A 23,233-nucleotide genomic window follows, 5' to 3' on the forward strand; every position below is an offset into this window, starting at 1 on the left:
AAGCTCACGTCGGCGCTCGTTGATCGCCTGGTACACCACGCTCATATCCTCTCATTCACAGGTGAGAGTTTCCGCTTCAAGCAAGCAATGGATAGGATTCCTGTTTAGTTTCAAACCGCTGGCAAGTGCTTAGGCAATTTCGGCTGCAAAACTAGGCATTTTCTACTTGCAAAACACACACCTCCCTCCTTATGATAAAAATGTTACAAATACTATTTGATTTGTTTAACCTCACCAGTTTCTGCATTAACACTTAACTCATACTTCTTTTCTGCATTGAAATTATAAATGTGAATGATCCATTCTGACTTGTTACTTACAACACTCTGCACAATTAATATATCAGGTTTGCCAGAAAGACTCTTTACGAAGTTTAAAGCAATTTGAATTGCTTTCTTTTGAACCATAGGATAGTTAGGATGTTTAACATCATCCGCGAGTATCAGTTTACTAAGGTCTGTTTGTGAAGGATAGGATTGCAATGATGGTAACGTTGACCATGTTTCTACTTCCGCTCCGACCGCTATGTCTGTAAACAAAACCTTATTTTTCTGACTATCAAGAAGAATAGCATCATCATTTAACGAATACCATTCAGCATCATAATTTCCATCCTTTGCTGTTTTGTCGCTTTCAACAACCAAAAGTGCATTCTTCTCATAGTTAGCCTCAATGACGTATCCTGTCAAACCTTTATGCTCGCTTTTAGATTCATCATCTGAGCAGCCTACTGTTAAAATAACTAATACAGATAAACTGATGACCGATAGAAATTTACTCATCTTTCCTCCTCCTTATTTGAGGGAGAGAACTCTCCCTCAAATAAGTATATATTATCTGTTTTAGTTTCCAATAAATATGTCGTCAATGCCAAAATGATTGATCACTCTAGAAATATGACTATAAATACCACCGGCTGTGCTATGAATGCCGATTGCAGTTCCTCCTAAAAATATTGGAGAACCACTATCCCCATTAGCACTTGCATAAGTTGCTTGTCTCATACCTGAATAATATACTCTATCACCTGAAGGAGTTTTTGCATATCCACTCCAATTCTTTGTTTCTAATGTTCCACATTTTACTGTTTGAGTTCTAGCTCCTGAAATACAAACCGCATCTCCTACTGTTTCATCTTTGGTTCTTTGAACCTCATCAATGGCATGTAGTTTTGATCTACCATTTCCAAACAAATAATAAGTGGCATCATCAGAACCATCGTCTAACTTAATGATTGCAGCATCAACATTTCCACCATTATTATAATCTGCGACTCTTCCAAATCTATCCCCACCTTGACTAAATCTATCTGTATCACTTTCAGCACAATGACCAGCAGTAAGTACATAGAATTTCGTCCCAATTCGAGCAGAGAATGCAGATGTGCAGTAGCCACCAGTATCCATATTATCAATCCTTAATCCTGCTTGAATCGGTCTATAATATTCAGACGGGCTAGCTTGTGCTTCATGCACATCTTCTTCAAATATATTAATGAGGTTGCTATCTATGTCCAGATCTATATCACTAACACTTTCTGAATCTAAAAGAAGACTTCTGGCAGCTGCATTCTTTTTCTCTACTCCAATATCAATTTTTTGTTCTGGAATATTAACGCTTACAGAAGTAATATCTAGTCCCTTCTCCGCTAATTCATCCCTTTTTTCTGATAAAGACTCTGCTATTTCATCAAGTTGTTCTTCAGTGTAGTCTGTGTAGTATATCTCAACCATACCTTTTGAATAGAGTTTCTTCAAATCCTTTTCAAATTTTTCGACCTTCTCTTCAGAGCCAGTTTTAAATCCAATATTGATAACTCCACCTAACTTTTGATCAATATAAATAGCTGCAAATTCGTCTTGTAGGTGTTTTTCAATAAAGTCCTTGATTTTCGGAATCTGGTTTTTCTGCTCTTCCAGTCTTTCATCTAGCTCTTTCTCTTCTTTTTTTGTGAGGAAAATTCCATACTTCTCAGAAAAATTCTTTGGATCATTGGATATTGACTTTAGATTTTTTGATGATAAGCCCATTTCCTCTCTAAATTTTTCGCTTTCATGGATAGCGTCATTAGAAACAATGTACTCATTTAACTCTGAATTCTGTTTTTGTGCCGCCATTGTTGAGTTAACTGGAATTGAGAATGAAGTTACAGTGACAGCTAATAAGGTAGCGATAAAAATTGAAGTTCCTAGTTTTTTCACCAAATATTACCTCCTTTATGCGATAATAAGAAATTATCACACATTTCGAAGGTTATAAACCCATAAATCATTTCGTTAACAAATATGCCACAATTTACCAATCGCTCGGATTATTTATCTCATAATTTTTTATAAAACGGATCACTAGCGTTGCATAAATCTTTTCACATCATTAAAAATCACCATAATATTCTGTATTCAAGCGTTCACGAGCATAAAAAAATCCTTTACACTGGAAAGGTCAGGTAGTTCCTGTCCAAATCCAACATAAAGGACATAGCATGGACAAGAATACCCTATTTTCTTCATTTGGTAAATACATTTCACCCATTAATATTGTGAAATTTCAACAACGGATAGACGAAACAGATCAGGACAAGTACGTGAAAAAGTTAACGACCAAAGCATATCTACTCCTGTTTTTGCATGCTCAACTTCAGCAACGAGAAGGACTCCGAGCCATTGCAGATGATGTTTTATCAAAAAAATTCCAGCGTGCGTTAGGGCTGTCGTCGATTAGCCCCGCTCAGCTTAGTCGCAAAAACAATCGAGCAGATCCAGCTTTGCTTGAAGAAATATTTGTTGACCTTGTAGGGCAAATTCAGAGACATTCGGGCAGCACGCACTCCCTTCGAAAAGACATGAAAATTATTGATTCTACAACGATTGGGCTGTGTTTGCAGAAGTACAAATGGGCAACTTTCCGTAAAATCAAGGCTGGCATCAAGATTCATCTGCGTCTTGTCTTTGCCGACCAAGAGGATGTGTATCCTGAAAAAATAACCATCACGGGTGCCAAGTCCAATGACCGCACTCAAATGGAATCGTTGATTGATGAGGGCGGTTTCATGTACGTCTTTGATCGAGGGTACGTGGATTACGAAAAATTTGATGAATACACGGACAAAGGCGTCTTTTTCGCTTCTCGTCTGAAGGATAACGCCGAAATCCGCCATCTTCATGCGTTCAAATTACGCTCAGAAAGCTCTGTTTTATCGGATTCCATGATCCTTCTTGGAACGCCACAAAAACGGGTGGATAACGTGCTGCGACTCATTGAAACGCTTGATTCGAAAGGGAATCTCATTCGAATCATTACGAATCGATTCGACCTGGAAGCAGAAGAACTAAGCGACATCTATCGTTGGCGTTGGCAAATCGAGCTGTTTTTCAAATGGATCAAACAGCATGTAAAGATCAAGAGCTTCTACGGAACGAGTGAAAATGCAGTGCGAAACCAGGTGTTTCTCGCGCTCATTGCCTACTGTTTGTTGCTCCTTGTCAAACTGGAACAGAACAGTCAGCACAGCTTGTTGCAAATCAGCAGATGGCTCAAAGTATTTCTCTGGCAAACGTTTGAACAATGGATTGGTAGAATGAATTACCAGTCCAAACGAACATCAAGAGGGCGACAGAAAAGGAATTAGGTGTTGGTTGTCGTTGTCACTAATGCAATAAATGTATAAAACTACCAAATGGATAGAGCTACCTTTTGCTTGGTTGCTGTCGTTTTTGGTTGGGAAGCTGAAGATTTCATTCAGAATACTTCGACAAATCACAAACACATTTTTTATGCAACGCTAGTGAAAACGGATATTTTATTCAGTTTCTTACTGACTCAATACAACGCTGCATAAACGATCAGCATCGGGCTTTTAAGTGTCTCTGTCCGAGACTTTTTGCCCTCGGTCGTTCGCGCTTTTCGCAGCAAATACCCGCAGGTCACGATCCATTTCCGCTTTGAAAACATCGGACAGCTTACGAACAAGCTGCTGTCGGGCGAGATCGATCTTGCCTTTACACTCTCGCATGGGCTGCACAATCTTGGCGGTGTTACCTACAAGCCTTTATGGACTCAGCCCTACTCGATTATCCTCCCGCACGATCATCCGCTTGCTGATCAGCCCAACCTGTCCATTGCCCAGCTCGAGCATGAACCTTTTGTGATGCTGGAACGCGAGGAATCCCCGCAAGGCTATGACTACGTCCTTTCGATGTGCGCCAAGCACGGCTTCTCTCCCCGGATCGTCAGTCAGGCCTCCCGGACAGACGCGGTGCTGATGATCGTCGATGCGGGCATCGGGGTCACCGTCCTGTCCCGGCATTTGCTGCTCTACGCCAGTCCTACCCTGCGTTTTATCGATATTCAGGGCGAGGATCATTCCATCGATGTGGTAGCGTCTTGGAAAACAGCCAATACCAATCCAGCCGTTCCTTTGTTTATCCAGGAGATAGAGGCCGCCCTAGAACAGACACGCGCCAATCAAGCCTAGATTTCTACAGCAAATTCGTTCACAAATACGGCGTTGCCGGTAATTTCGACTGCCAAAGCTCCATCCTGATCAGGGGTTGGCCAATAGCATAGCAAAACACCCTTGGTCCGTCAGAAATGCGAACGCAAGGGTGCCGCTTTATAAATCGCCATGGAAAAAAGGTTCGCTCAAGCGGTCCGTAGCCTCCTTTCGCTGGCTGACGAATAGGTCGCGCAGCGAAGACTGTTCATCCATCGCTCTTACTGCACGCGTCAAAATCTGCTGCCGGAGCTGCGGATGATCGGTAGGAATCGCCATTTCCGGAAGACTGAGAGAATAGCAGAAGTCCAGACATTTGAAACGGTATGCCAGACAGACAAACGGCACTCCCGCGACGGCGCTCAAGACATTGGCGTGCAATTTGAAATTGATGGTCGCCTGACAGCGGCTGAGCCGGCGCATCATCTCGTTGTGATCATGCAGCTCCAGATCAAGCGTGACACGCTCGGGAGCGCCAATCTTCTGGTAGAGACGTCTGATCGCCCCTCGATCCGGTCCCCACATCGTATAGAGGTAGATGCCAAAACCATGCTGAATCAAGGTCTTCGCCACCTGCGCCAACGCATCTTCGACCACAGCCTCGTTCTTTCCGTAGATGCGGTTGTACGCAGTCCCCCAGTTGATGCCGACCATTGGCGGGTCCTCCTCGCCGCGGACGATCCCATCTGGCGGAGTCATCAGCATTCCGGGATCTCCGCTGACCTGCAAGCTGCCGCCCACTCCCATTTCTCGCAAATATTCATGGGTAAGCGGTCCGCGCACACCGAAGTATTGAGCGTGCTCTCCGATCTCACGCAGCATTTGTTGCATCTTCGGGCTCTCCTGAAAGGAAGCGGTAAGAAGTTTTCCTGTCGCATCGAACTTGACGGGAAGCTGGCTATCATAGCCGCTCCCCCAAATCACCAGTCTTTTTTTCTGCTGTACGGCCCGGTGCGCCACATCCACATAGCCGGGGACCAGGAGCGAGCCCCCGCCGAGAACAACTGTATCGTAGGGACGAAAATCATGCAAATCCACACCAGGCAATGAAGGAATCACCTGGTGGGTCTGTGTGTTAAGGTACTTCTCAGCCAAATCCCGAAACACATGCCGCATCAGCTCATCGCCCAGATTGTCGAATCCGATCCAGCCTACGTAGAGGATTTTTCTCATATGGTCCCTCCTCCTTTTTTCTTGCTGCGCACCGCGGAGTAGAAGGCAAGCAGCTCCTCGCTTTTTTGTCTGATGTCAAAGCGGGATCTCACCCAGTCTTTTCCCTGTTCTCCCCAGCTTTGCAGCAGGTGGCGATCTGCAAACGCCTTGCGCAGTGCTTCAGCAATCATGCCCGGGGAAGGCTTGCCTACAGATTGGTGATCCCCGAAGTAATACTCCCAAGCCAAGTCGTAGGTATCCGGCGTGACAAGCCCGACATAGCCATGGTTTCCGATCGCCAGGACCGGTTTTCCGCAAGCCATGGCTTCCAAAGCAACTCGGCCAGTACCCACGACCAGATCGCTCACCTCATAGTAGGGTTTGACATCGGTTTGTTCACCGGCGATGTGTACATAGGGATAACCCTTGAGTTTGTTTAAGGCCTGCGCCAACTCCTGGACGAAATGCGATTGGGCCCCCGTGCCGACAACAACGATGTGCAGGTTGGGGATGTCGTTCAAGGTCTTGGTGGAGCGCAGCAGCATGTTGCAGACAGACGCCTTCTGCCAGGCTAAACGGCTGACGTAGGTGACGATGAAAGCGTCTTGAGGAAGGGAGGAGAGCGTGGTCTCACGCAAATTTACCGTAGAGGCTGTCTCAAATTCCTGGAGGTCCACTCCATTGGAGATCACCGTGGATTCGACTCCGTGTTTCTTCCAGAAGCTTTGAACCGGCTTGCTTACGCTGATCATCGCATCGCATCGCTGTGCAAGTGAGACAGCTTCGTCGACCGGATAATACGTGCCATGCATGGTAAACACAACCGGAACTCCCAGCTCTGCCGCCGCTTCCGCAGCCAATAGCCCGGAAGGTGTCTGGTGCACATGCACGATTGAGATTTTTTCTTCCTTTATGACGTTTCGCAAGGTTTGCTGTTGCTTCTCTCTTCTGATCGGCAGAGGCTCATTTGACTGCTCGATGAGGTGCAGACGGAAACCGGCGTCCGCAAATGCACGATAAAAGGGGCCGTCAGCCCCTGAGTAAAAAAGCTGGACTCCGCTCGAACGAAGCGCTTTTCCCAAGCTGAGGACATGGGTTTCAGTACCGCCCGTACCCATGCTGTCCATCACCATCAGGATACGCTCTGAGCTAGTTGGCATCGTTGCTCTCCTTTCTTCTGTAATACTGTGCGGACCGCTGACTGTCATGGACGCGGTAATAGTACAGCGGCTCGGGCAGATTTTCGATCTGTGCCTTGCTGTTGAGAGCTTTGGCGATAAACTCGTAATCCTCCGCACCGGAGATGCGGCGAGTGGGTCCGCCAATCTGGTCGAATAGTTTGCCACGAAACAGAATCGTCCCGTGGCAGACACAGTGCCCCCCGCGTCCATATACGCGGCGAATCTCTTCTCCGTAGCGAATCCACGTCGCCAGCTTTTTTTCAGCAGGCGCGTGATCGGGAAAAGCATAGTAATTCGTCCCGACCAAATCTACCAGCGGATGGTTTTGCAGATATTCAACTTGCTTCGCAAAACGCTCCCTGTCGGAATAGTCATCCGAATCCTGGACGGCGATATATTCCCCCCGCGCCAGGTAAAAGCCGGCATTGATCGCTCCGGCAAACCCGATGTTGCGAGGCAATGTCAGCATCACAAGCTGACGATCTTCACTCCACATATCACGGTGTTCTTCCATCCACTCGCGTACGACCTGCACCGAATCATCCGTCGAAGCATCATCGACAAAGATGATCTCCCAGTGGGGATACGTCTGCAGGCGAATGCTTTCCAGACACTCCCGCAGATACCTGGCGCGATTGTAATTGGTAATCACCAAGCTGACCAAGCCTTCTTTTCGCTCTGTCATACTGCGGCCTTCCCTCCTTGTTTTTGTCTACTTTGGATTCCCTCCTCGGTACTGCTTGCTCCAATAGTGGAAAGCCTCCATGTGATCTCCAAGCATTTGTGCCACCGCCGGAGAATGGCCTCTTTTTGCAAGATGCTTTTCCGGACGAAACCGATTGAGAGAAAAGCTGTCTACGGCGTGAACCAGTTCTACCCGCAAGCCCGCTGTCAGAGCAGCCATCTGCGCCAGTGGAGGACAAGCGAGCAACGACCAGTCCAACGAAGCAAACGCCTCTTTTCTCAGGGCGAACGGAACGGCAAGCATGGACCCCGTCCCCAAGTCCTTGCGATCGGCAACCAAGTTAAGCGCTTGACGGGCAGCGACGACGACATTTCCGGAATGCGACTCGAAAAAAGCGGATTGATCATTCAAGGCGAGATCAATTCCCTGCTGACACCCCAAGACGAAGGGATACAGATCCTGTGCAGGCAATACAAAATCAGCGTCCACGAAAAGCAGAATCTCTCCCGCTGCAAGACTGGCTCCTACTGCCCGTCCCGAATCAACCCCGAGAGGATGGGCAAATTCTACGATGACAGCCCCGCATGCACGCGCTTTTGCAGTCGTACTGTCTTGGGATCCGTTGACTACGACGATCACTTCCAGAGGATTCAGCAGCTTCACTTCACGAATCACGGCTTCTATTGTTCTGGCTTCATTCCGTGCCGGAATGATGACAGATAGACGCGATCCCTTCTCGACTGTCTGCCTTGGCTGCACGCGTTCCGGGATAGGTTCCTGGAAAAGCTCCTCCCTTCGCCTTCCTCCGTCTGTCAGGCCGTTTCTATGGGGACGGCTGGCTGCGAAGTCCATCTGCTCCCGGATCACCGCTTTTTCAAAAAAGGAGCACTCCCCCTGGGTGGCTCCATAAAGCTGCGGATTATAGGGAAGGGTATCCCGCATCGGCTCCACCTGCTGCACCCCAATTCTCGCGCCTGTTTTCATCCATTGATAGAGAGCGTGCGCCGGATGCTGCAAAAGCTCTGAACTGATCCGTCTAAGCGCAATTTGGGTTATGGCGTGAGGAGTCCCAAAAAGAGAGGCGGTCCCCAGGTCGGTCCTGCCAAGCAACTCATGGAAAAACAAAATCAAGCTGTCCAGGGGCATAGTCATTCTACTCCTATGGTGACGCCTGCCTTCGCATGAGAGAAGCACTTGCACCCTGCCATGAACAATCGGAAACAAGAAACGCCGCAGCTCCATGGCCGAATAGAAGCGATCTTCCCCCAGAAACAGGAGGACCGCCCCGCGGGCATGACTGGCCGCGAGCGCCCTGCCTGAAAAGGGGTTTATCTGCTGTTCCGGTTCGACAGGAACCATTCGTGTCTTGGCACGAACTGGGGTGGGAATCTCCGGTATCAGGTGACTGGCGGCGGCTACGACAATATCCTCGGAGCCAAGCTGTTGACTGACCGCCACCATTTTCTGCAGATGGTGTGTGGTGTACATCGCAGAGATGATCACAGATACGGAATGCGCCGTCCCTCCCTGTGCAGTCGTTCGCATGCTTAGACGACCCGTACGAAAGTGATGCGTTCTAGAGGAAAGGTAACATTCTGCCCTCCGCCATAGCCAGGTGCACTTGCGGCTAGCAAAGTCGCTGTACTGTCAGTTACGCGGCTCAGCACGCCAGTCGTCACTTGGAGGCCTGTTGCGATTTCTACCGTCTGGCCGATATATGTTGTCAATTTTTCTTGAAAATCCATCAATTCTTCTCCTCCTTACAAAGCTTGCACGTAATTGATTTGGACCAAGGGGACAATGACTTGCGTACCGCCCGGCTCGTTGATCTCGACATAGTCATCGCCTACTTCTCTCAGAACTCCGGCCAGGCTTCCCGCATCCGTCGCGATCTCAATCGACTGATGGAGATAGCCCAGAAGCACTTTGCGAAACTCTGACTTTTCGGGCGGACATGGGGGTTCCTCAACGGGAGGCTTGGGTTTGCCGGATCCGCCCCAGATGAGTTGCCGCAAGCCTTCAAAGTATGCTTTTATCTCCTGTTCATGGATAATCAATTTCATTCTCTTCATCACTCCAATACATGTTTAAATCGGCGCCACCTCGTACAAGGTATACGGAAATGAGCATAGACGTGGTAAGACAAACGCATATTTTGTTGCAGATTAGTGCAACTGTCTTAAACTTTTGTTCCAAAATGAGGAAAAACGGGACATTTTCCGAGCCTATAACTCTCTAACATACGGAAATCAAGATTTTCCACTTGCATTTTAAGAGGGATCAGTTTATTGTTTTTTCGTTGAGAATGATTTTTATTATCATTATATAAGCATTCATTTATATGTTAGGGGGATTTTTTGTATGAGAAAACAATGGGGTTACCCGCTGACAGCGATTGCACTCAGCTCCTCGCTGGTATTCACAGGCTGTGGAAGCAGCGAATCGAAGACGACATCCGAGGTGAAACCAGAAGCTGCTGCCCAAACGGAGCAAAAGACTCACGCGGCTACAACTCCTGAGCTCGATGCAGCCATTGCTAATTACCATAAATGGGTGATCGAGCAGACCGATTTGTTTGTCAAAGCTACGGATGGCTTCACACAAGCTGTGAAGGCCGGCGATATAGAAGCAGCAAAAAAACAGTACGCGCCTGCTCGCATGTACTTTGAACGAATCGAACCGATTGCTGAATCGCTCGGTGACTTCGACCCCTGGCTCGATGCGCGTGAGGGAGACGTCCCTGCTGAGGAATGGCGCGGCTATCACCGACTGGAGAAAGCATTGTGGGAAACGAAGTCTGTCGCCGGCCAGGAAAAGATCGCCGACCAGCTGCTCCAGGACGCGAAACAGCTGCGCGTGAAGGTGGAAAGCGTGGAAATCGATCCATTGATGCTCGTCACCGGAGCCGTAGAACTGCTCAACGAAGTGTCTTCCAGCAAGGTAACGGGAGAGGAAGAGCGCTACTCTCACACGGATCTCTGTGACTTTGCCGCCAATGTACAGGGTGCCAACGAAATTTTCAAAGTGCTGCAGTCTTCCGTCGCGAACAAGGATCCTGAGCTGGCGAAAGAGATTGAATTGCGGTTCCAGGAGCTGGATCAGGCCTTGGCTCCCTACCAGAAAGAACAGGATTACGTTCTGTACACCGAATTGACTGAACCCGAAGTCAAAAAGCTGAGTCAGGCACTCGATGCACTGGCAGAGCCTTTGTCTAAAATGGGCACAATTCTGGGAGGGTAAAGGAAATGAACCGTCAGACAGAGACGAGCGAAAAGAAACTGACGCGGCGCGACGTACTCAAAATGGCGGGGATTGGTGGAATTGGTCTTTTAGTAGGAGCGGGAGGAATGAAGACCTTTTTCCCGCAGCCTACTCAGGCTGAACCATCAGCATCCGCAGCTGCCTCGAAAGGTGACTACATTCCTTTTTATGGAAAAAATCAGGCCGGGATCATCACTCCCATGCAGGACTTCATCAGCATGGCTGCGTTCAATCTGACCACTTCTTCGCTGGCAGACGTCCGGAAGCTGTTCCAAAGCTGGACCCTTGCTTCTGCTCGTATGACAGCAGGCCAGCCCGTCGATGACGAGATCGAAAATCCGCATCTCCCTCCTGTCGATACAGGGGAAAGCATCGGCCTCGCTCCCATGAAGCTGACGATTACGTTTGGGCTGGGTGCTTCCTTTTTTGATGATCGTTTTGGATTGAAAAGCAAAAAACCTGCCCCGCTGGTCGATATGCCGCGCTTCAACAGTGATGAAATCAATCCAGACTGGTCCGAAGGCGATATCGTGGTACAGGTTTGTGCCGATGATCCACAGGTAGCGTTTCACGCTATGCGAAATCTCGCGCGTATTGCCCGAGGCAAGGCCGTGCTTCACTGGATGCAGGAAGGTTTTCAGCGTACAGCATCAGCCGATCCCTCCGGCTCCACACCGCGCAATCTGCTGGGCTTCAAAGACGGCACCAACAATCCGATCGCTTCGGAGCCGAAGCTGGCGGACGAAATCGTATGGGCCAATTCCGCGGAAAGCCCGTCCTGGATGACAGGAGGCACTTACATGGCAATGCGTCGGATTCGGATGCGTATCGAGGTCTGGGACCGCTCCTCACTGGAAGACCAGGAGGCCACATTCGGCAGACATCGCCATTCAGGAGCACCGATCGGCAAGTCTGGCGAGTTCGACGACCTGGAGCTGGGACGCAAGGACAGCACGGGAAAGCCGCTTATCGCGCCAAACTCCCACGTCGCCCTCGCCCACATGGACGGAAAGGTGAAAATCCTGCGCCGCAGTTACTCCTACTCCAATGGCATGGATGTCAAGACAGGGCAAATCAACGCAGGTCTGCTGTTCATCTGCTTCAACCGCGATCCGCGCAAACAATTCATTCCCATGCAGCAAAAGCTCGCATCCGCCGACAGGCTCAACGAGTACATCACACACGTCGGCAGCGGCTTGTATGCCTGCCTGCCAGGAGCCAGGGAAGGCGGCTACATCGGCGACACGCTATTTTAAATCATCATCCGGGATGGAGTGAACACCTTGAAACGCTACCTGCTTTTCCTCTGCATGACGTTGATGCTCCTGTCGTCCTCTTGGCAGGTGGCAGCTGCCGCTGCCTTGCCTGCTGACCAGTTGAAGCAGTTGATCGCCTACTCCAGCGATGCCTTGATCAGCAGCGGCGACCAGAACTGGGACGAGGTCTCCCAGGCCGTAAAACAGATCCGAGAGCTGTGGGAGGCAAATGACGAGACTACTCCAGAAGCTGCCGCATTGTCCGCTGCCTTGACAGAAGCCGAACAGGCATTGAGCGAGGCCGCAGCATCACCCGGACCTGCCGCACAGGCAATATCCAAACTCGCCAAAGCAGCCGATCTGTACGTCATCTCTCGAGAAGATGCTGCACAGCCCAAGGAAAAGGCGCATAAGCAAATCGAAGCGCTCCTCCCTGTCCTCAAAGAGAGTTCAGACGCTGTAGCAGCCCAGGATTGGACAAGGGCCAAGGAATCCTACAACCGTTTCGTCAAAGGCTGGTACAAGGCAGAGGGACTCGTGCGCGCAGAGAATACGAGTGTCTACGGAAACATGGAAATCAAGATCAGCGGCGTGCGAATCGCCTTGAATACCGAACCCCCTGATCCCGCCAAAAGCGAAGCCAAGCTGCAGGAATTGACGCAAGCTGTGGAAGATTACCTCTCGGGAAAGGCAGCTGCCGAATCCGGTACCTCTGCTGCTTCAGCCGACCAGCCGTCTATCTCCTCTCTCATGAAGCTGCTTGACGAAGTCCAGGCTGACATCGACAACAAGGAGGCTGACTTGGCCGCTGAGAAGATGGACACCTTCATTTCGACCTGGCCGGCAGTCGAAGGCGTCGTGATGACCAAGTCACCCGGTACCTACAGCAGCATCGAGAACAAAATGGTTGCTGTCCCGACCCATCTGTTGTCCAATCCGCCCCGCTGGGAAAAAGCGGCTGCTCTGGTGACGGCCATGAAAGATCAGCTGGAGCCTTTTGCCGTTGTCTCCTCCTACACCGCGTGGGATGCAGGCCTTATCTTGTTTCGTGAAGGGCTGGAGGCGATCCTGATTATTCTCGCTCTTCTCGCCTTCTTGCAAAAATCAGGGCATGCAGACAAACGCAAATGGATCTGGTCAGGAGCGGCGATTGGACTTGTGGCCTCCGTCATCCTGGCCGTCATTTTGAGCATCGTGTTGTCCAATCTGTCCACCGGCAGCTCGCGAGAATTGATGGAAGGCATTACCGGGCTCGTCGCTGTCCTGTTCATGCTGACGATTGGCGCCTGGCTGCATAGAAAATCCAATCTGCAATCCTGGAACCGCTACGTGGAACGGGCCATCGGCCAATCACTGGCAAAAGGGACCCTTTGGTCGCTTGGCTTGACTGCCTTTCTGGCAGTCGCCCGCGAAGGAGCCGAGACGATTATTTTCTACTTTGGCATGGCCGCTTCCATCAGCATGACAGAGCTGCTTACCGGCATTGCATCCGCCCTCATCCTGCTTGCGGTCATTGGCTATGCTTTTATGAAGCTGAGCAGCCGTATCCCTGTTCGACCATTCTTTTTCATTGCCAGCATGTTGCTCTACTATATGGCCATCAAATTTATCGGGGCGAGCATTCATTCCCTGCAAGTGACGGGTATGCTGCCTGTACACAGCTCAGAATCTCTCTTTCATGTGCCGGATCTCGGTGTGTATGCGAACTGGGAGACGACTGTGCCACAGCTTGCCGTGCTGCTGATTGTGCTGCTCAACCTGTTGCTGAATGGACGGAAGAAATCTGGCAAAGTGCTTGCCTCTCAATAAGGAAAACCCCGATCCTCCTGATGGATCGGGGTTTTCGCTTATTTCGTCACTGTCACATAAATCGTAACGGTTTTTCCTTGATACTCTGCAATGATTTCCACTTCACCCGAAGAAATAGCCGTAATGACACCGTCTTTCACGACAGCAATCCCTTCGTCACTGGAAGTCCACTTGGCCTCGTCAGACACATCGGCTTTGGTCCGATCATTGTATAACGCATTCAAGGTAATGGACTGTTCATTATCCACAGACAACTTCACAAAATTTTTGTTTGATGAAAGGAGCTCCAGGATTCTTTCCTCGATCACGGAGATGCTCATCGAAACCTGCTTGCCTGTAATCACGGTCACAAAAGAAAAAGACCCATATGTCAGTTCTACAAACCTGACATGCGGGTCTATAAACAATAGTCGCATCATTTGGGCATGATTACTTCTTCGCTTTGTGCATCTTGCAGCAAATCAAACACCCGATTCGGGCTGACCGGCAGACGATCAATCTTCACATGAAAGGGAGCCAGCGCATCCACGACGGCGTTGGCAATCGCGGCAGGAGTAGAAATGGCTCCACTCTCGCCCACACCTTTTACCCCCAGCGGGTTGCGGGTTGAGTAATATTCCTGTTCGCCCTGCACCGCGACAGGCACCTCCATCGAGGTCGGCAGCAGATAATCCATATAGGTTCCTGTCAGCAACTGCCCGTTCTCATTGTGGACGACCTCCTCGTACAGAGCTGTTCCGATCCCCTGCGCGAATCCGCCCTGCACTTGCCCCTCTACGACCATCGGATTGATGACACGTCCACTGTCATGGACGATGTAGTAATTCCTGATTTTCACAAATCCCGTCTCGATGTCCACTTCTACCACTGCCGCATGAACCGAAGAAGAGTACGTCACGGTCGGTGGAACGAAGTAATGCGTCGCTTCCAGGCCCGGGTCCATCCCTTCCGGCACCTTGCAGCGCATTCCTGGCGTGGCTGCAGCTGCCAGTTCGGGGAAGGTGATCTTTTTCTCTGGCTGGCTGACAGCAAAAATGACCCCGTCTTGCATCGTCAATTCCTCCGGTGCGATCTCCAGTACATTGCCCGCTACAGCCAGCATTTTCTCACGCAATTTGACAGAAGCCAAATGCGCCGCGGAGCCTGCATTTACCGCACTGCGGCTGGCATACGTCCCTGCCCCGTAACCCAGAGCGACCGTATCTCCGTTTTTCACGGTGACGCGATCCAGGCTTACCCCGAAGACATCTCCGGCTACCTGGCCGAATACCGTCTCATGGCTTTGGCCTTGCGAAGAGGACCCTACGTGCAGGATCACCTGGCCGGACGGGTCAATGCTGACTTTTGCCCCCTCAAACGGCCCGACACCCGTTCCCTCTACATTGGAAGAAAAGCCGATCCCGATGTATGTGCCTTCTTTTCTCCACTGCTCCTGATTCGCCCGGATCTCCTTGAAGCGAGACATCTCCAAGGCCATCTCGAAGGCTTCCGGATAATTGCCGCTGTCATAGATCAACTCGCCGCCGTCTTTATAGTACATTCCTTGGCTGTACGGCATTTCTTCAGCCGGGATGATATTTTTCAGCATGACTTCCACCGGGTCCATCCCGAGTTCACGGGCGATCAAGTCGACGATGCGGTCCATGGCAAAGACCACTTCCGGTCTCCCGGCGCCGCGATACGGTACGTTGGGGGTTTTGTTCGTCAGAGCGATCCGGCAGGTCAGGTCGAATACCGGAATCTTGTACGCCCCGCGAAAATGAGCCGCGCTGTTGTAGGCGCAGGTCAGGGCAAAGTAGTTGATCGCTCCTACGTCCAGCACGAAATCATCTTTTACGCCCAGGATGGTTCCGTCCTTGGTATAGGCTACCTCCAAGTCGTGAATCTGGTCACGGGAATGACGGGCGCCGCTCATATGCTCCATCCGGTCTTCGATCCAGCGCACTGGGCGCTTCAACTGCTTGGCCAGATAGGCCAGCAGCACTTCTTCCGGATACAGGCCGCCTTTTGGCCCAAAACCGCCGCCGACATCAGGAGCAACCACGCGGATATTCTGCTCGACCAATCCGAGCAGCTTCGCGACATAGTGGCGGATTTCAAAAGGCATCTGCGTAGAGCTCCAGATGTTGAGAAAGTCTGTGCGATTGTCATAGGAGGCCACAACCCCGCGCGTCTCGATCGGATTGGAACCGACACGGGGAGAAGTAAAACGTCCTTTGATTACGTGATCGGCTTTGCTTACTGCCTCTTCCCAGGAACCTACGGGAAGATGGAAATAGGCTTGCATATTGTCGTCCAGGTCGTCCTGAACCAGCGGTGCGCCTTCCTTCAGCGCTTCAAAGGGATCGACCACAGCTGGCAGCGGTTCGTAGTCGATTTTTACCAGAGCAGCAGCATCCTCTGCGATATAGCGGTTCTTCGCTACGATGCAAACGACATTTTGCCCTACATATTTGACCTTTCCCGTCGCCAGAACAGGCTCGACATTATGCTTCATGATCGGCTTGATCTGATCTTCGATATGCTTCGGCAGGCGACAGTGCGACTCCATCTCGGACATGAGACCCACTTTTCCCACCAGATCCTCACCGGTAATGACTGCATAGACATCATCCATGGCCAGCGCTGCGGATCTGTCGATGCTTTTAATCCGGGCATGGGCATACGTGCTGCGGATGAATGCCGCTTCCGCCATATTGTCCAACCGGATATCGGCTACGTACTGTCCGGTCCCTGTCACAAAACGATGATCTTCTTTCCGTCGAAAGCTTTGCCCAATCAGGTTCGCCATGGATTCAACCTCCTTGTTTGGCAAGCGCCTGGGAAGCTTGCTCAACAGCTTTTACAATATTGGCGTACCCCGTACAGCGGCACAGGTTGCCAGAGATTGCCTCGCGAATCTCCCCTTCGCTCGGTTTTGGATTCTCCTGGAGAAAATCAACCAGGGTCATCATGAAACCAGGCGTGCAAAAGCCGCATTGCAAGGCGTGATTGTCAGAGAAAGCCTGCTGCAGCGGGTGCAGGCTGCCGTCCTCCCTTACCAGCGATTCTACGGTATCAATCGCAAAGCCATCGGCTTGCACAGCGAGCATGAGGCAGGAACGAGCCGCTTTTCCATTCACCAGTACGGTACAGGCTCCGCACACGCCGTGCTCGCAGCCCAGATGCGTTCCCGTCAGGCGCAATTGCTCGCGGATAAAGTCGGATAGCAGCATGCGGGTCTCGACTGTCTCTGTGCGCTTTTTTCCATTTACTGTAACCGTAATCTCCATGGTTTTCATCGCGAAATCCCTCCTGCCCGCTGAATCGCTGTTTGCAACGCTCGTTTGGTCAAGGTTTTCACCAAGGATCGTCTGTAGCTTGCCGATCCGTGCAAATCACCGTCCGGATCCACACCTTCACTCGCCATCTCGCCAGCCTCTTCCAAGAGGGAATGGTCTGCTGCCTTGCCAATCAGGAAGTCCTCGACAGACTCCAGCACACAAGGAACCGGGTTGGCGCCCCCAGCCGCCAGACGAGCCATGGTAATTTCTCGTTGCTCATTCAACTCGACAACAGCAGCCACCTCTACGAGAGCAAAATCTCCGTGACGACGCGCTACCTCCGTGAAAGCATAACCGGCCGCATCCTAAACGATCGGGAAATGGACTTCTTTGATCATCTGATCCGGCTGCAGGGAGGTCAGCAGATACGTCAGGAAAAACTCCTCCGCTGTCAGCGTCTCCTCGCCGTCCGCGTGCGCAATCACAATTTCACCGCGCAGAGCAGCCAGTACACACGGCAGTTCAGCAGAAGGATCTGCATGCGCGATGCTGCCTCCGACCGTCCCTCTTTGCCGAATCTGCGCATGTCCGATCCATTTCACCGCTTCCAGCAGCAACGGACAATGCTTCGCGACCAATGGCGACTGTTCCAGCTCGACATGCCTGGTCAAAGCTCCGATCGCCAGATAGCCATCCTCCTCGCGAATGTAGGAGAGCCCCTCCACTCTGCCGATGTCGATCAAGTATTTCGGAGTCGATAGCCGCATGTTGATGACGGGAATCAGGCTTTGGCCTCCCGAAATAATTTTGGCATCCTCACCCAGTTCAGCGAGATACTGCAGTGCCTCTTCCAGACTTCCAGGTCGCAGGTATTCAAACGAAGCTGGTTTCATCATGCTCCCCCATTCTTCACTTGTTTTTCGATCGCTTTGAAGAATTGGCCCGCCATGAATTTGGCGATTCCCCCCAATACACGCCCTCCTACACTCGCGATCATTCCTCCGATCTCCGCATCACAGTTCCAGACCAGCGTGCAGCCTTTATCGGTCGGCAAAAGCTTGCAGTCCATCTTCGCTTTGACATGCCCGGGAGAACCGCTTCCCTCTGCCAGCAGAATGTAGTGCGCCCCCGCTTCGACATCCTCCAGCTTGACTTTGCCGGTGTACTCCCCTTTTACTGCAGCGACTCCAAGCTTCATCACGACGTCGTATTCCCCTTGGCCTGTCAGATCCAATCGTTCGCAACCGGGAATAGCCCCTTTTAAAATTTCTGGATCGTGTAGAGCATCCCAAATATGCTGTACACTGTTCGCGAATTTTGCTTCTCCTGACAATTGCATCGTCTGTGTCACTCCCTCGCTGTTTTTGGTTCCCCTGTCTTTTCCTTCAGTTTAGTTTTGATTTTATATAATTTAAAATACATAATCACTTATGAATTGATAGACAATAAGGCATAAGGGGTGGGTTGTCCGTGGATCTGTTGCAATTGAAGTATTTTCAAGTCGTCGCCCGTCTGGAACATATGACCCGAGCTGCTGAAGAGCTTCACATCTCACAGCCCTCTTTGAGCAAAATGATCAGCAGATTGGAAAAGCATCTGGGAGTCCCCCTGTTTGATCGGCATGGCAAGCAAATTCGCCTGAATCGCTTTGGAAAAATTTTTCTCAATCGCGTCGACCGCGTCTTTGCCGAACTGGAAGAGGGTCAGTATGAACTGGCAGATCTCACGGGTCTGGAACGCGGAGAGGCGGATTTGATCATCACCCACCCCTTGATTCGCGATCCCAAATTCAAGAATGTCCCCCTGCTCCATGAGAAAATGTTTCTGGCCGTCCCCCCCAACCATCGCCTGGCGAATCAAAAGAAGGTCTGGCTGCGCGATGCTGCTGAAGAAACCTATATCAGTCTCGTCATGTCCTACGAATTGACCCAGACTACTTTGGACATGTGCCAAGACAGTGGTTTTGTTCCCAACATCGCCTTTGAATGCAACGATGCGGAAGTAATTCTGCGCATGGTGCACAACGGACTTGGCGTCGCTTTGATCCCGCAGCACTGGTGGAAGCACGGGTATATGCCCAAGGATTCACCGGTCTACCTTCCCTTGGAGGATCGCCATTCCCAACGGATTATCGGCCTGTCCTGGGTGGAATCCCGGTACATCACGCTTGCTGCCCGCGAGCTGATCCGATTTACGATCGATTATTTTGAGCATACCTACCCATCGCTAACGGAGAAGTCGGCTAATCAGGCATGAATTTTGCTTTTGCCATGCAGCGCAGCCGCCTGTCTGCCGTTACGCATGGCCAGGAGCTGGGAGACGATGCTGAGTGCGACCTCATCCATCGTCTCCGCTCCCAGATCGAGACCGACCGGGGCATGGATCGGACCGCTGGAGAACGTTTTTCCTATCTGGACAAGCATCTCCTCCGTTCGGGACAGCGGTCCGAGTACCCCGATAAAGCGCGGACGGCTGCGAAGAGCCAGCTCCAGAAAGGCTTGATCCCGCTCAAGATGATGGTTCATAATCACCCACCAGCTATCCAGCATCTGCGCTGGATCTGCATCAGCTGGAGACTGGACGAGATGATGGGCCGCGGGAAAAGCCTGCGGCGTATTAAAGCCTGCACGAGGGTCCAGCACCGTGACGGAAAAGCCGCTGCGTGCCGCCAATTCTGCCACCGGGCGAGCATCCTGTCCCGCCCCCGCAATGATCAATCGCTCGCTGGGTCTTACCACATCCACATAGTAGCGTCGAGTCCCGAACCGCACGACCTCCGCCCTGGTTTGCCTGCCAAAACGGGCTCTCGCCTGGTCCAGTACTTCTACCGGAAGACGATCCACATCTCCGCAGACCCGTCCATCCCGTTTCATGAGGACACGGGCGCCGTCTACGATCTCCAGGATCAGTGCAAAGCTCTCATCCTGTTGGAGCGCTTCGTCCGTCAGTCTCCAAAAAGAGTCGTCGGGTTTGACAGGAAGGATGCCCACCTCCAACGTGCCTTTGCAGCCGATACCCAAGCTCCATACTTCACTTTCGCTCAGATCGTAGCGTTGCAGATGCGGCTTGCCTGTCTGCATCACCTTTTCCGCCCAGCCGTACAGATCCCCCTCCAAACAACCGCCGCTTATTGTCCCGAAGATGTGTCCATCCTCTGCCATCATGATTTTGCTGCCGGGCAGCCTGTAGGCGGAGCCTTCGACATGCATCAGCATCAACAGCGTCGTTTTGCGCCCTTCTTGCCAGGCCGTATGGATCTGTCTCATTACCTCGCGTAATTCCTGCAATCGTGACACCGTTGCATCCCTCCTGTAGCCGTCTGACTTTGTTGACTTTTTAATAGCCTTTGCGCATGAGTCCCAGGCAAAGAATGAGTGAAATCAGAATAAAGCTCATCAAAGCCAGGAACCCGCCGGTAAAGGAACCTGTCATTTGGCTGACGGCACCGACGACCATCGGACCGATAGCTGCCAGCGCATAGGAAATACTTCCGAATATTCCGCCAATTCTTCCCATCACTTGCGGCGAAGCAACCTTATGCAGCATCGTCATGGTCAACGCAGCAGGCATCAGCAATACACTGATCAGCAGGATGCTGAGAATCTGCGCCATGAGAGCGCTTGCGGTAAACATCGACATCAAAAGAAACAAGATAATACAGGCACTCGCTCCGCCGACGAATACAGCCCGTTTCATATAGCGATCAGACAGGAAGCCGGAGCCCATCTGCACCAGAATCGCCAACCCATACCCGGCCGCATTGACGAATGCCGACTGAACGAATGGAATGCCTTTTACTTCTGTCAAATAACTGGGCAAAAAGGTGGAGATTCCGAAAAAACCAATGGAGATGCATCCGTATACGGTGGTGAGTACCCAGAAAACAGGGTTTTTCAGAACCGCTTTTACCTCACCGGTGCCAGCCAATTCCTTTTTGTTAGTCGCGACACCTTTTTCGATATACTCTTTTTCCGTGGTGTTGACCGCGTAGTGATGGCTTGGACTATTGCGAACCATCGCCCAGAACATGATCAGCGAAAACAGGGAAATCGCTGCGAGTGCATAGTAGCTTTCCCTCCAGCCGTAAGACTCTGCCACCATGGCTATGATCGGAAGGCCAATCACCGGTCCGAGAGAATTCCCGTTGAACCAGAGCGCCTGTGCTTTCGCCTGTTCATTGCTGGGAAACCATTTGGCAGTCAAAGTGAGGGCGATCGGATACAGCACCCCTTCACTAATACCGAGAATCGAACGAGACCAGAGCAGGGCAGAGACCGATTCCGCCATGCCGCCCAGGACCATCGCGAAAACCCAGAAAAAAATAAAATACCGATGAGCCCGCTTTTGAAGGCTCCGATCCGGTCGACCACAAATCCCCAACCCAGCTGACCGATGGCGTACGTAACGAGGAAGATGCTGCTCAGTGAGCCTTTGATCACGCCGTCCGTAATCCCCAAATCTTGCAGGAAGGGCTTGTTCGCCAGCAAAATATTGATGTTGGACTTGTCGATCATCGAAACCGTAAATAAGATAAGCAATGGTAATCCGACGTAAATCCATCTTGCCCTTGTCATTTTTTCCGGCAATGTTCCTGCAGCAGTACCCATTTGGCTCAAGGCAATTCCCCCTATGAATAGAATGATGATGCATATCGAGCATTGTACTTTTCATTTTTCATAATTTGAAATATAAAAATAATTATTACTTCATGCGCTTGCGATCATATAGCGGGGAATACGAGAAACAAAAAGCCGCGAAGATCTGGACAGAAGTCCTTGATCTTCGCGGCTTTTCGCTTAATAAAGCAAGTAAGAGTGATCTCTGTAATACCGAATGAACCTGGTTTCTGTTTTTTCTTCCAGCTGCCGCCACTCTTTATCCAGTAGCATTTGATCCTCCGTACTGATCTGATAAGCAGGAGCCGTATCTCCTCTGCTTCTCAGATACTGAATGCGATAAGCCGTGGGGGGATGCGTGCTATCCAATCTCACGTCCGCGCTTTGTTCCAATCTTCTAACCCGTTCGATTTCGCTGGCGGGAATTTGCCCAAACTGGGATCTGATTTCCTCAGCCGCGCTTCCAGTCGCGCCGCCTGTCAAGATGCGTTGCATGGCAAATGCAAAGATGTGCTCCAAATGCAGCTTTTCCAGCAGAGACAATTTTGCCTGAAGCCCCCCTACCTGAGCAGCAAGGGCATCTGCCAAATACTCCGCGCGCTGCTTGTTTTGCCAAAGTAAATGGGCCAATACAAACACGATCCCCTCAATTCCCTTCGACAAAAGCAGCAATAGCAGATTGACCGGAACCATAGCCAGCTCAACTAAACTGCCGTTGCGCTCCAAAATCTGATCTGGCTTGATAAAATACTGCCATTCCAGTAACGTACGGATCGCAGTCCCTACAAAAACGCCGCGTGTGGAATCGCCATTCACGCCATGCCCCAGCTCATGTGCAAGGAGTGCGACAAACTCCTCTGGTTTCAGTACGCTAATCAATGGCACGCCAAGATGAATCACGTTTTTTCTGGACAGGCCGTAGCTTCCGAAAGCTGCGTTATACGCAAAATCTATTGTAATGCCATCGACCCTTTTGGCTCCCATCTTTTCGCTGACCTCATCCACGATTCGGTAAAGAGTAGGAAATTCGGCCCGACTTACGGTATTCTTCGGCATTTTCCCGATCCTCGGCCTTGTCACCCATGCTACGATCAGGCAGAGCAACGCTGCTGCCATGAAGAAAAAATTTCCCCACCCTGCGATTGCCAGCCAAATTCCACAAGCCAGGACGACCACGCTGGTTACATGGACGGCTCCCGCGATCAGATAGGCGAAAATCACTCCAAGACTCGTTGGTTTGGACTTGGGTTGGGTCATGACCGCGTGCAGAAGTTTTTCGCCAGCGAAGTTCCCGATTTTCAGATAGTAGCGCTCAAACAGTGTTGGGTTTTTATCCTTGTGAGGAGGATGTAGATTCCAATTGCAAGCCTGACACCAAGGGATATATCCTTTGACTGCCACGATCTCCTCCCCGCATTCGGGACAATACTGCTTTTGTACAGATAACACAGATTCGCTGGTAACCACCATTCAACACTCTCCATCACTCATGATCAGGGTAAATTTTCATTCTTACAG

The 23,233-nt window shown here is 50.8% G+C and carries 24 protein-coding genes and 1 pseudogene; 7 read left to right on the plus strand and 18 right to left on the minus strand.

Annotation, left to right across the window (positions count from 1 at the left end; genetic code table 11):
* Positions 1–108: ATP-binding protein (locus T458_RS57655; protein ID WP_252989876.1), on the plus strand; the 108-nt coding region annotated here is incomplete at its 5' end.
* A 104-nt stretch (positions 109–212) separates the two neighbouring features.
* Here the strand turns inward: T458_RS57655 and T458_RS49480 are convergent.
* Entirely contained in the window at positions 213–782 is a 570-nt protein-coding gene (locus T458_RS49480; RefSeq protein ID WP_023558580.1) for a DUF3221 domain-containing protein, read from the minus strand.
* 60 nt (positions 783–842) lie between these two features.
* Complete coding sequence (locus T458_RS49485) at positions 843–2,201, minus strand: S1 family peptidase (protein WP_023558581.1); 1,359 nt, start codon at positions 2,199–2,201, stop codon at positions 843–845.
* Between the two features lie 281 nt (positions 2,202–2,482).
* On the opposite strand from T458_RS49485, the gene T458_RS49490 reads away from it, so the two are divergent.
* Both T458_RS49490 and T458_RS49495 read left to right on the plus strand, forming a co-directional pair.
* Positions 2,483–3,628, plus strand: coding sequence for an IS4 family transposase (locus T458_RS49490; RefSeq protein WP_023558582.1), 1,146 nt, complete (start codon positions 2,483–2,485; stop codon positions 3,626–3,628).
* 219 nt (positions 3,629–3,847) lie between these two features.
* Positions 3,848–4,474 carry a LysR family substrate-binding domain-containing protein gene (locus T458_RS49495; RefSeq protein ID WP_290367287.1) on the plus strand — a complete coding sequence of 209 codons (627 nt, stop codon included), beginning with the start codon at positions 3,848–3,850 and terminating at the stop codon, positions 4,472–4,474.
* Positions 4,475–4,612: 138 nt separating this feature from the next.
* On the opposite strand, the gene T458_RS57660 is transcribed toward T458_RS49495, so the two are convergent.
* Genes T458_RS57660 through T458_RS49515 form a run of 6 tightly spaced genes read right to left on the minus strand, consistent with a single transcriptional unit; the run spans position 4,613 to position 9,573 of the window.
* On the minus strand, positions 4,613–5,665 hold the full coding sequence (locus T458_RS57660) for a polysaccharide pyruvyl transferase family protein (protein WP_031306146.1): 1,053 nt from the start codon (positions 5,663–5,665) through the stop codon (positions 4,613–4,615).
* Entirely contained in the window at positions 5,662–6,804 is a 1,143-nt protein-coding gene (locus tag T458_RS57665) for a glycosyltransferase (protein WP_031306147.1), read from the minus strand. Before T458_RS57665 ends, T458_RS57660 begins: the two co-directional genes overlap by 4 nt.
* The gene (locus T458_RS49500; protein ID WP_023558584.1) at positions 6,794–7,510 is read right to left on the minus strand and encodes a glycosyltransferase family 2 protein; all 717 of its coding nucleotides are present in this window, start codon (positions 7,508–7,510) and stop codon (positions 6,794–6,796) included. Before T458_RS49500 ends, T458_RS57665 begins: the two co-directional genes overlap by 11 nt.
* Positions 7,511–7,537: 27 nt before the next feature.
* Positions 7,538–9,055 carry a glycosyltransferase family 2 protein gene (locus T458_RS49505; protein ID WP_023558585.1) on the minus strand — a complete coding sequence of 506 codons (1,518 nt, stop codon included), beginning with the start codon at positions 9,053–9,055 and terminating at the stop codon, positions 7,538–7,540.
* A gap of 2 nt (positions 9,056–9,057) precedes the next feature.
* The gene (locus tag T458_RS49510) at positions 9,058–9,255 is read right to left on the minus strand and encodes an LSm family protein (RefSeq protein ID WP_023558586.1); all 198 of its coding nucleotides are present in this window, start codon (positions 9,253–9,255) and stop codon (positions 9,058–9,060) included.
* 15 nt (positions 9,256–9,270) lie between these two features.
* Positions 9,271–9,573 carry a hypothetical protein gene (locus tag T458_RS49515; protein WP_023558587.1) on the minus strand — a complete coding sequence of 101 codons (303 nt, stop codon included), beginning with the start codon at positions 9,571–9,573 and terminating at the stop codon, positions 9,271–9,273.
* Positions 9,574–9,871: 298 nt separating this feature from the next.
* On the opposite strand from T458_RS49515, the gene efeO reads away from it, so the two are divergent.
* Genes efeO through T458_RS49530 form a run of 3 tightly spaced genes read left to right on the plus strand, consistent with a single transcriptional unit; the run spans position 9,872 to position 13,836 of the window.
* Positions 9,872–10,750 carry an iron uptake system protein EfeO gene (gene efeO / locus T458_RS49520; RefSeq protein WP_023558588.1) on the plus strand — a complete coding sequence of 293 codons (879 nt, stop codon included), beginning with the start codon at positions 9,872–9,874 and terminating at the stop codon, positions 10,748–10,750.
* Positions 10,751–10,755: 5 nt separating this feature from the next.
* On the plus strand, positions 10,756–12,027 hold the full coding sequence (gene efeB / locus T458_RS49525) for an iron uptake transporter deferrochelatase/peroxidase subunit (protein ID WP_023558589.1): 1,272 nt from the start codon (positions 10,756–10,758) through the stop codon (positions 12,025–12,027).
* A gap of 18 nt (positions 12,028–12,045) precedes the next feature.
* Entirely contained in the window at positions 12,046–13,836 is a 1,791-nt protein-coding gene (locus T458_RS49530) for an FTR1 family iron permease (protein WP_436967338.1), read from the plus strand.
* A gap of 38 nt (positions 13,837–13,874) precedes the next feature.
* Here the strand turns inward: T458_RS49530 and T458_RS49535 are convergent, their stop codons facing one another.
* The 6 genes from T458_RS49535 to T458_RS49555 all read right to left on the minus strand — a co-directional run bounded on the left by T458_RS49535 (position 13,875) and on the right by T458_RS49555 (position 18,438).
* Positions 13,875–14,255: a hypothetical protein gene (locus T458_RS49535; RefSeq protein ID WP_023558591.1), complete on the minus strand. Its 381-nt coding sequence runs from the start codon at positions 14,253–14,255 to the stop codon at positions 13,875–13,877.
* Positions 14,252–16,627, minus strand: a complete 2,376-nt coding sequence (locus tag T458_RS49540) for a xanthine dehydrogenase family protein molybdopterin-binding subunit (protein WP_023558592.1) — start codon at positions 16,625–16,627, stop codon at positions 14,252–14,254. Before T458_RS49540 ends, T458_RS49535 begins: the two co-directional genes overlap by 4 nt.
* Before the next feature lie 4 nt (positions 16,628–16,631).
* A complete protein-coding gene (locus tag T458_RS49545) occupies positions 16,632–17,117 on the minus strand; it encodes a (2Fe-2S)-binding protein (RefSeq protein WP_023558593.1) in 486 nt (161 codons plus the stop codon).
* Positions 17,114–17,401 (minus strand): FAD binding domain-containing protein, encoded by a 288-nt coding sequence (locus T458_RS56150; RefSeq protein ID WP_084568057.1) that lies wholly within the window; start codon positions 17,399–17,401, stop codon positions 17,114–17,116. Before T458_RS56150 ends, T458_RS49545 begins: the two co-directional genes overlap by 4 nt.
* Positions 17,402–17,464: 63 nt before the next feature.
* Complete coding sequence (locus T458_RS56155) at positions 17,465–17,995, minus strand: FAD binding domain-containing protein (RefSeq protein WP_084568058.1); 531 nt, start codon at positions 17,993–17,995, stop codon at positions 17,465–17,467.
* The gene (locus T458_RS49555) at positions 17,992–18,438 is read right to left on the minus strand and encodes an SRPBCC family protein (protein ID WP_023558594.1); all 447 of its coding nucleotides are present in this window, start codon (positions 18,436–18,438) and stop codon (positions 17,992–17,994) included. The genes T458_RS56155 and T458_RS49555 overlap by 4 nt, the downstream gene beginning before the upstream one ends.
* A gap of 131 nt (positions 18,439–18,569) precedes the next feature.
* Between T458_RS49555 and T458_RS49560 the strand changes: the two are divergent.
* A pseudogene (locus T458_RS49560) lies at positions 18,570–19,241 on the plus strand (LysR family transcriptional regulator); the annotation flags it as partial.
* 104 nt (positions 19,242–19,345) lie between these two features.
* On the opposite strand, the gene T458_RS49565 reads toward T458_RS49560, so the two are convergent.
* The 4 genes from T458_RS49565 to T458_RS49580 all read right to left on the minus strand — a co-directional run bounded on the left by T458_RS49565 (position 19,346) and on the right by T458_RS49580 (position 23,185).
* Positions 19,346–20,395 (minus strand): XdhC family protein, encoded by a 1,050-nt coding sequence (locus tag T458_RS49565; protein WP_023558596.1) that lies wholly within the window; start codon positions 20,393–20,395, stop codon positions 19,346–19,348.
* Between the two features lie 40 nt (positions 20,396–20,435).
* Entirely contained in the window at positions 20,436–21,386 is a 951-nt protein-coding gene (locus T458_RS56650) for an MFS transporter (protein WP_171819414.1), read from the minus strand.
* Positions 21,299–21,715, minus strand: coding sequence for an MFS transporter (locus T458_RS57340; protein WP_023558598.1), 417 nt, complete (start codon positions 21,713–21,715; stop codon positions 21,299–21,301). The genes T458_RS56650 and T458_RS57340 overlap by 88 nt, the downstream gene beginning before the upstream one ends.
* Before the next feature lie 180 nt (positions 21,716–21,895).
* On the minus strand, positions 21,896–23,185 hold the full coding sequence (locus T458_RS49580) for a M48 family metallopeptidase (protein WP_023558599.1): 1,290 nt from the start codon (positions 23,183–23,185) through the stop codon (positions 21,896–21,898).
* Positions 23,186–23,233 lie beyond the last annotated feature (48 nt).

Source organism: Brevibacillus panacihumi W25, assembly GCF_000503775.1.
Taxonomy (GTDB): Bacteria; Bacillota; Bacilli; order Brevibacillales; family Brevibacillaceae; genus Brevibacillus; species Brevibacillus panacihumi_A.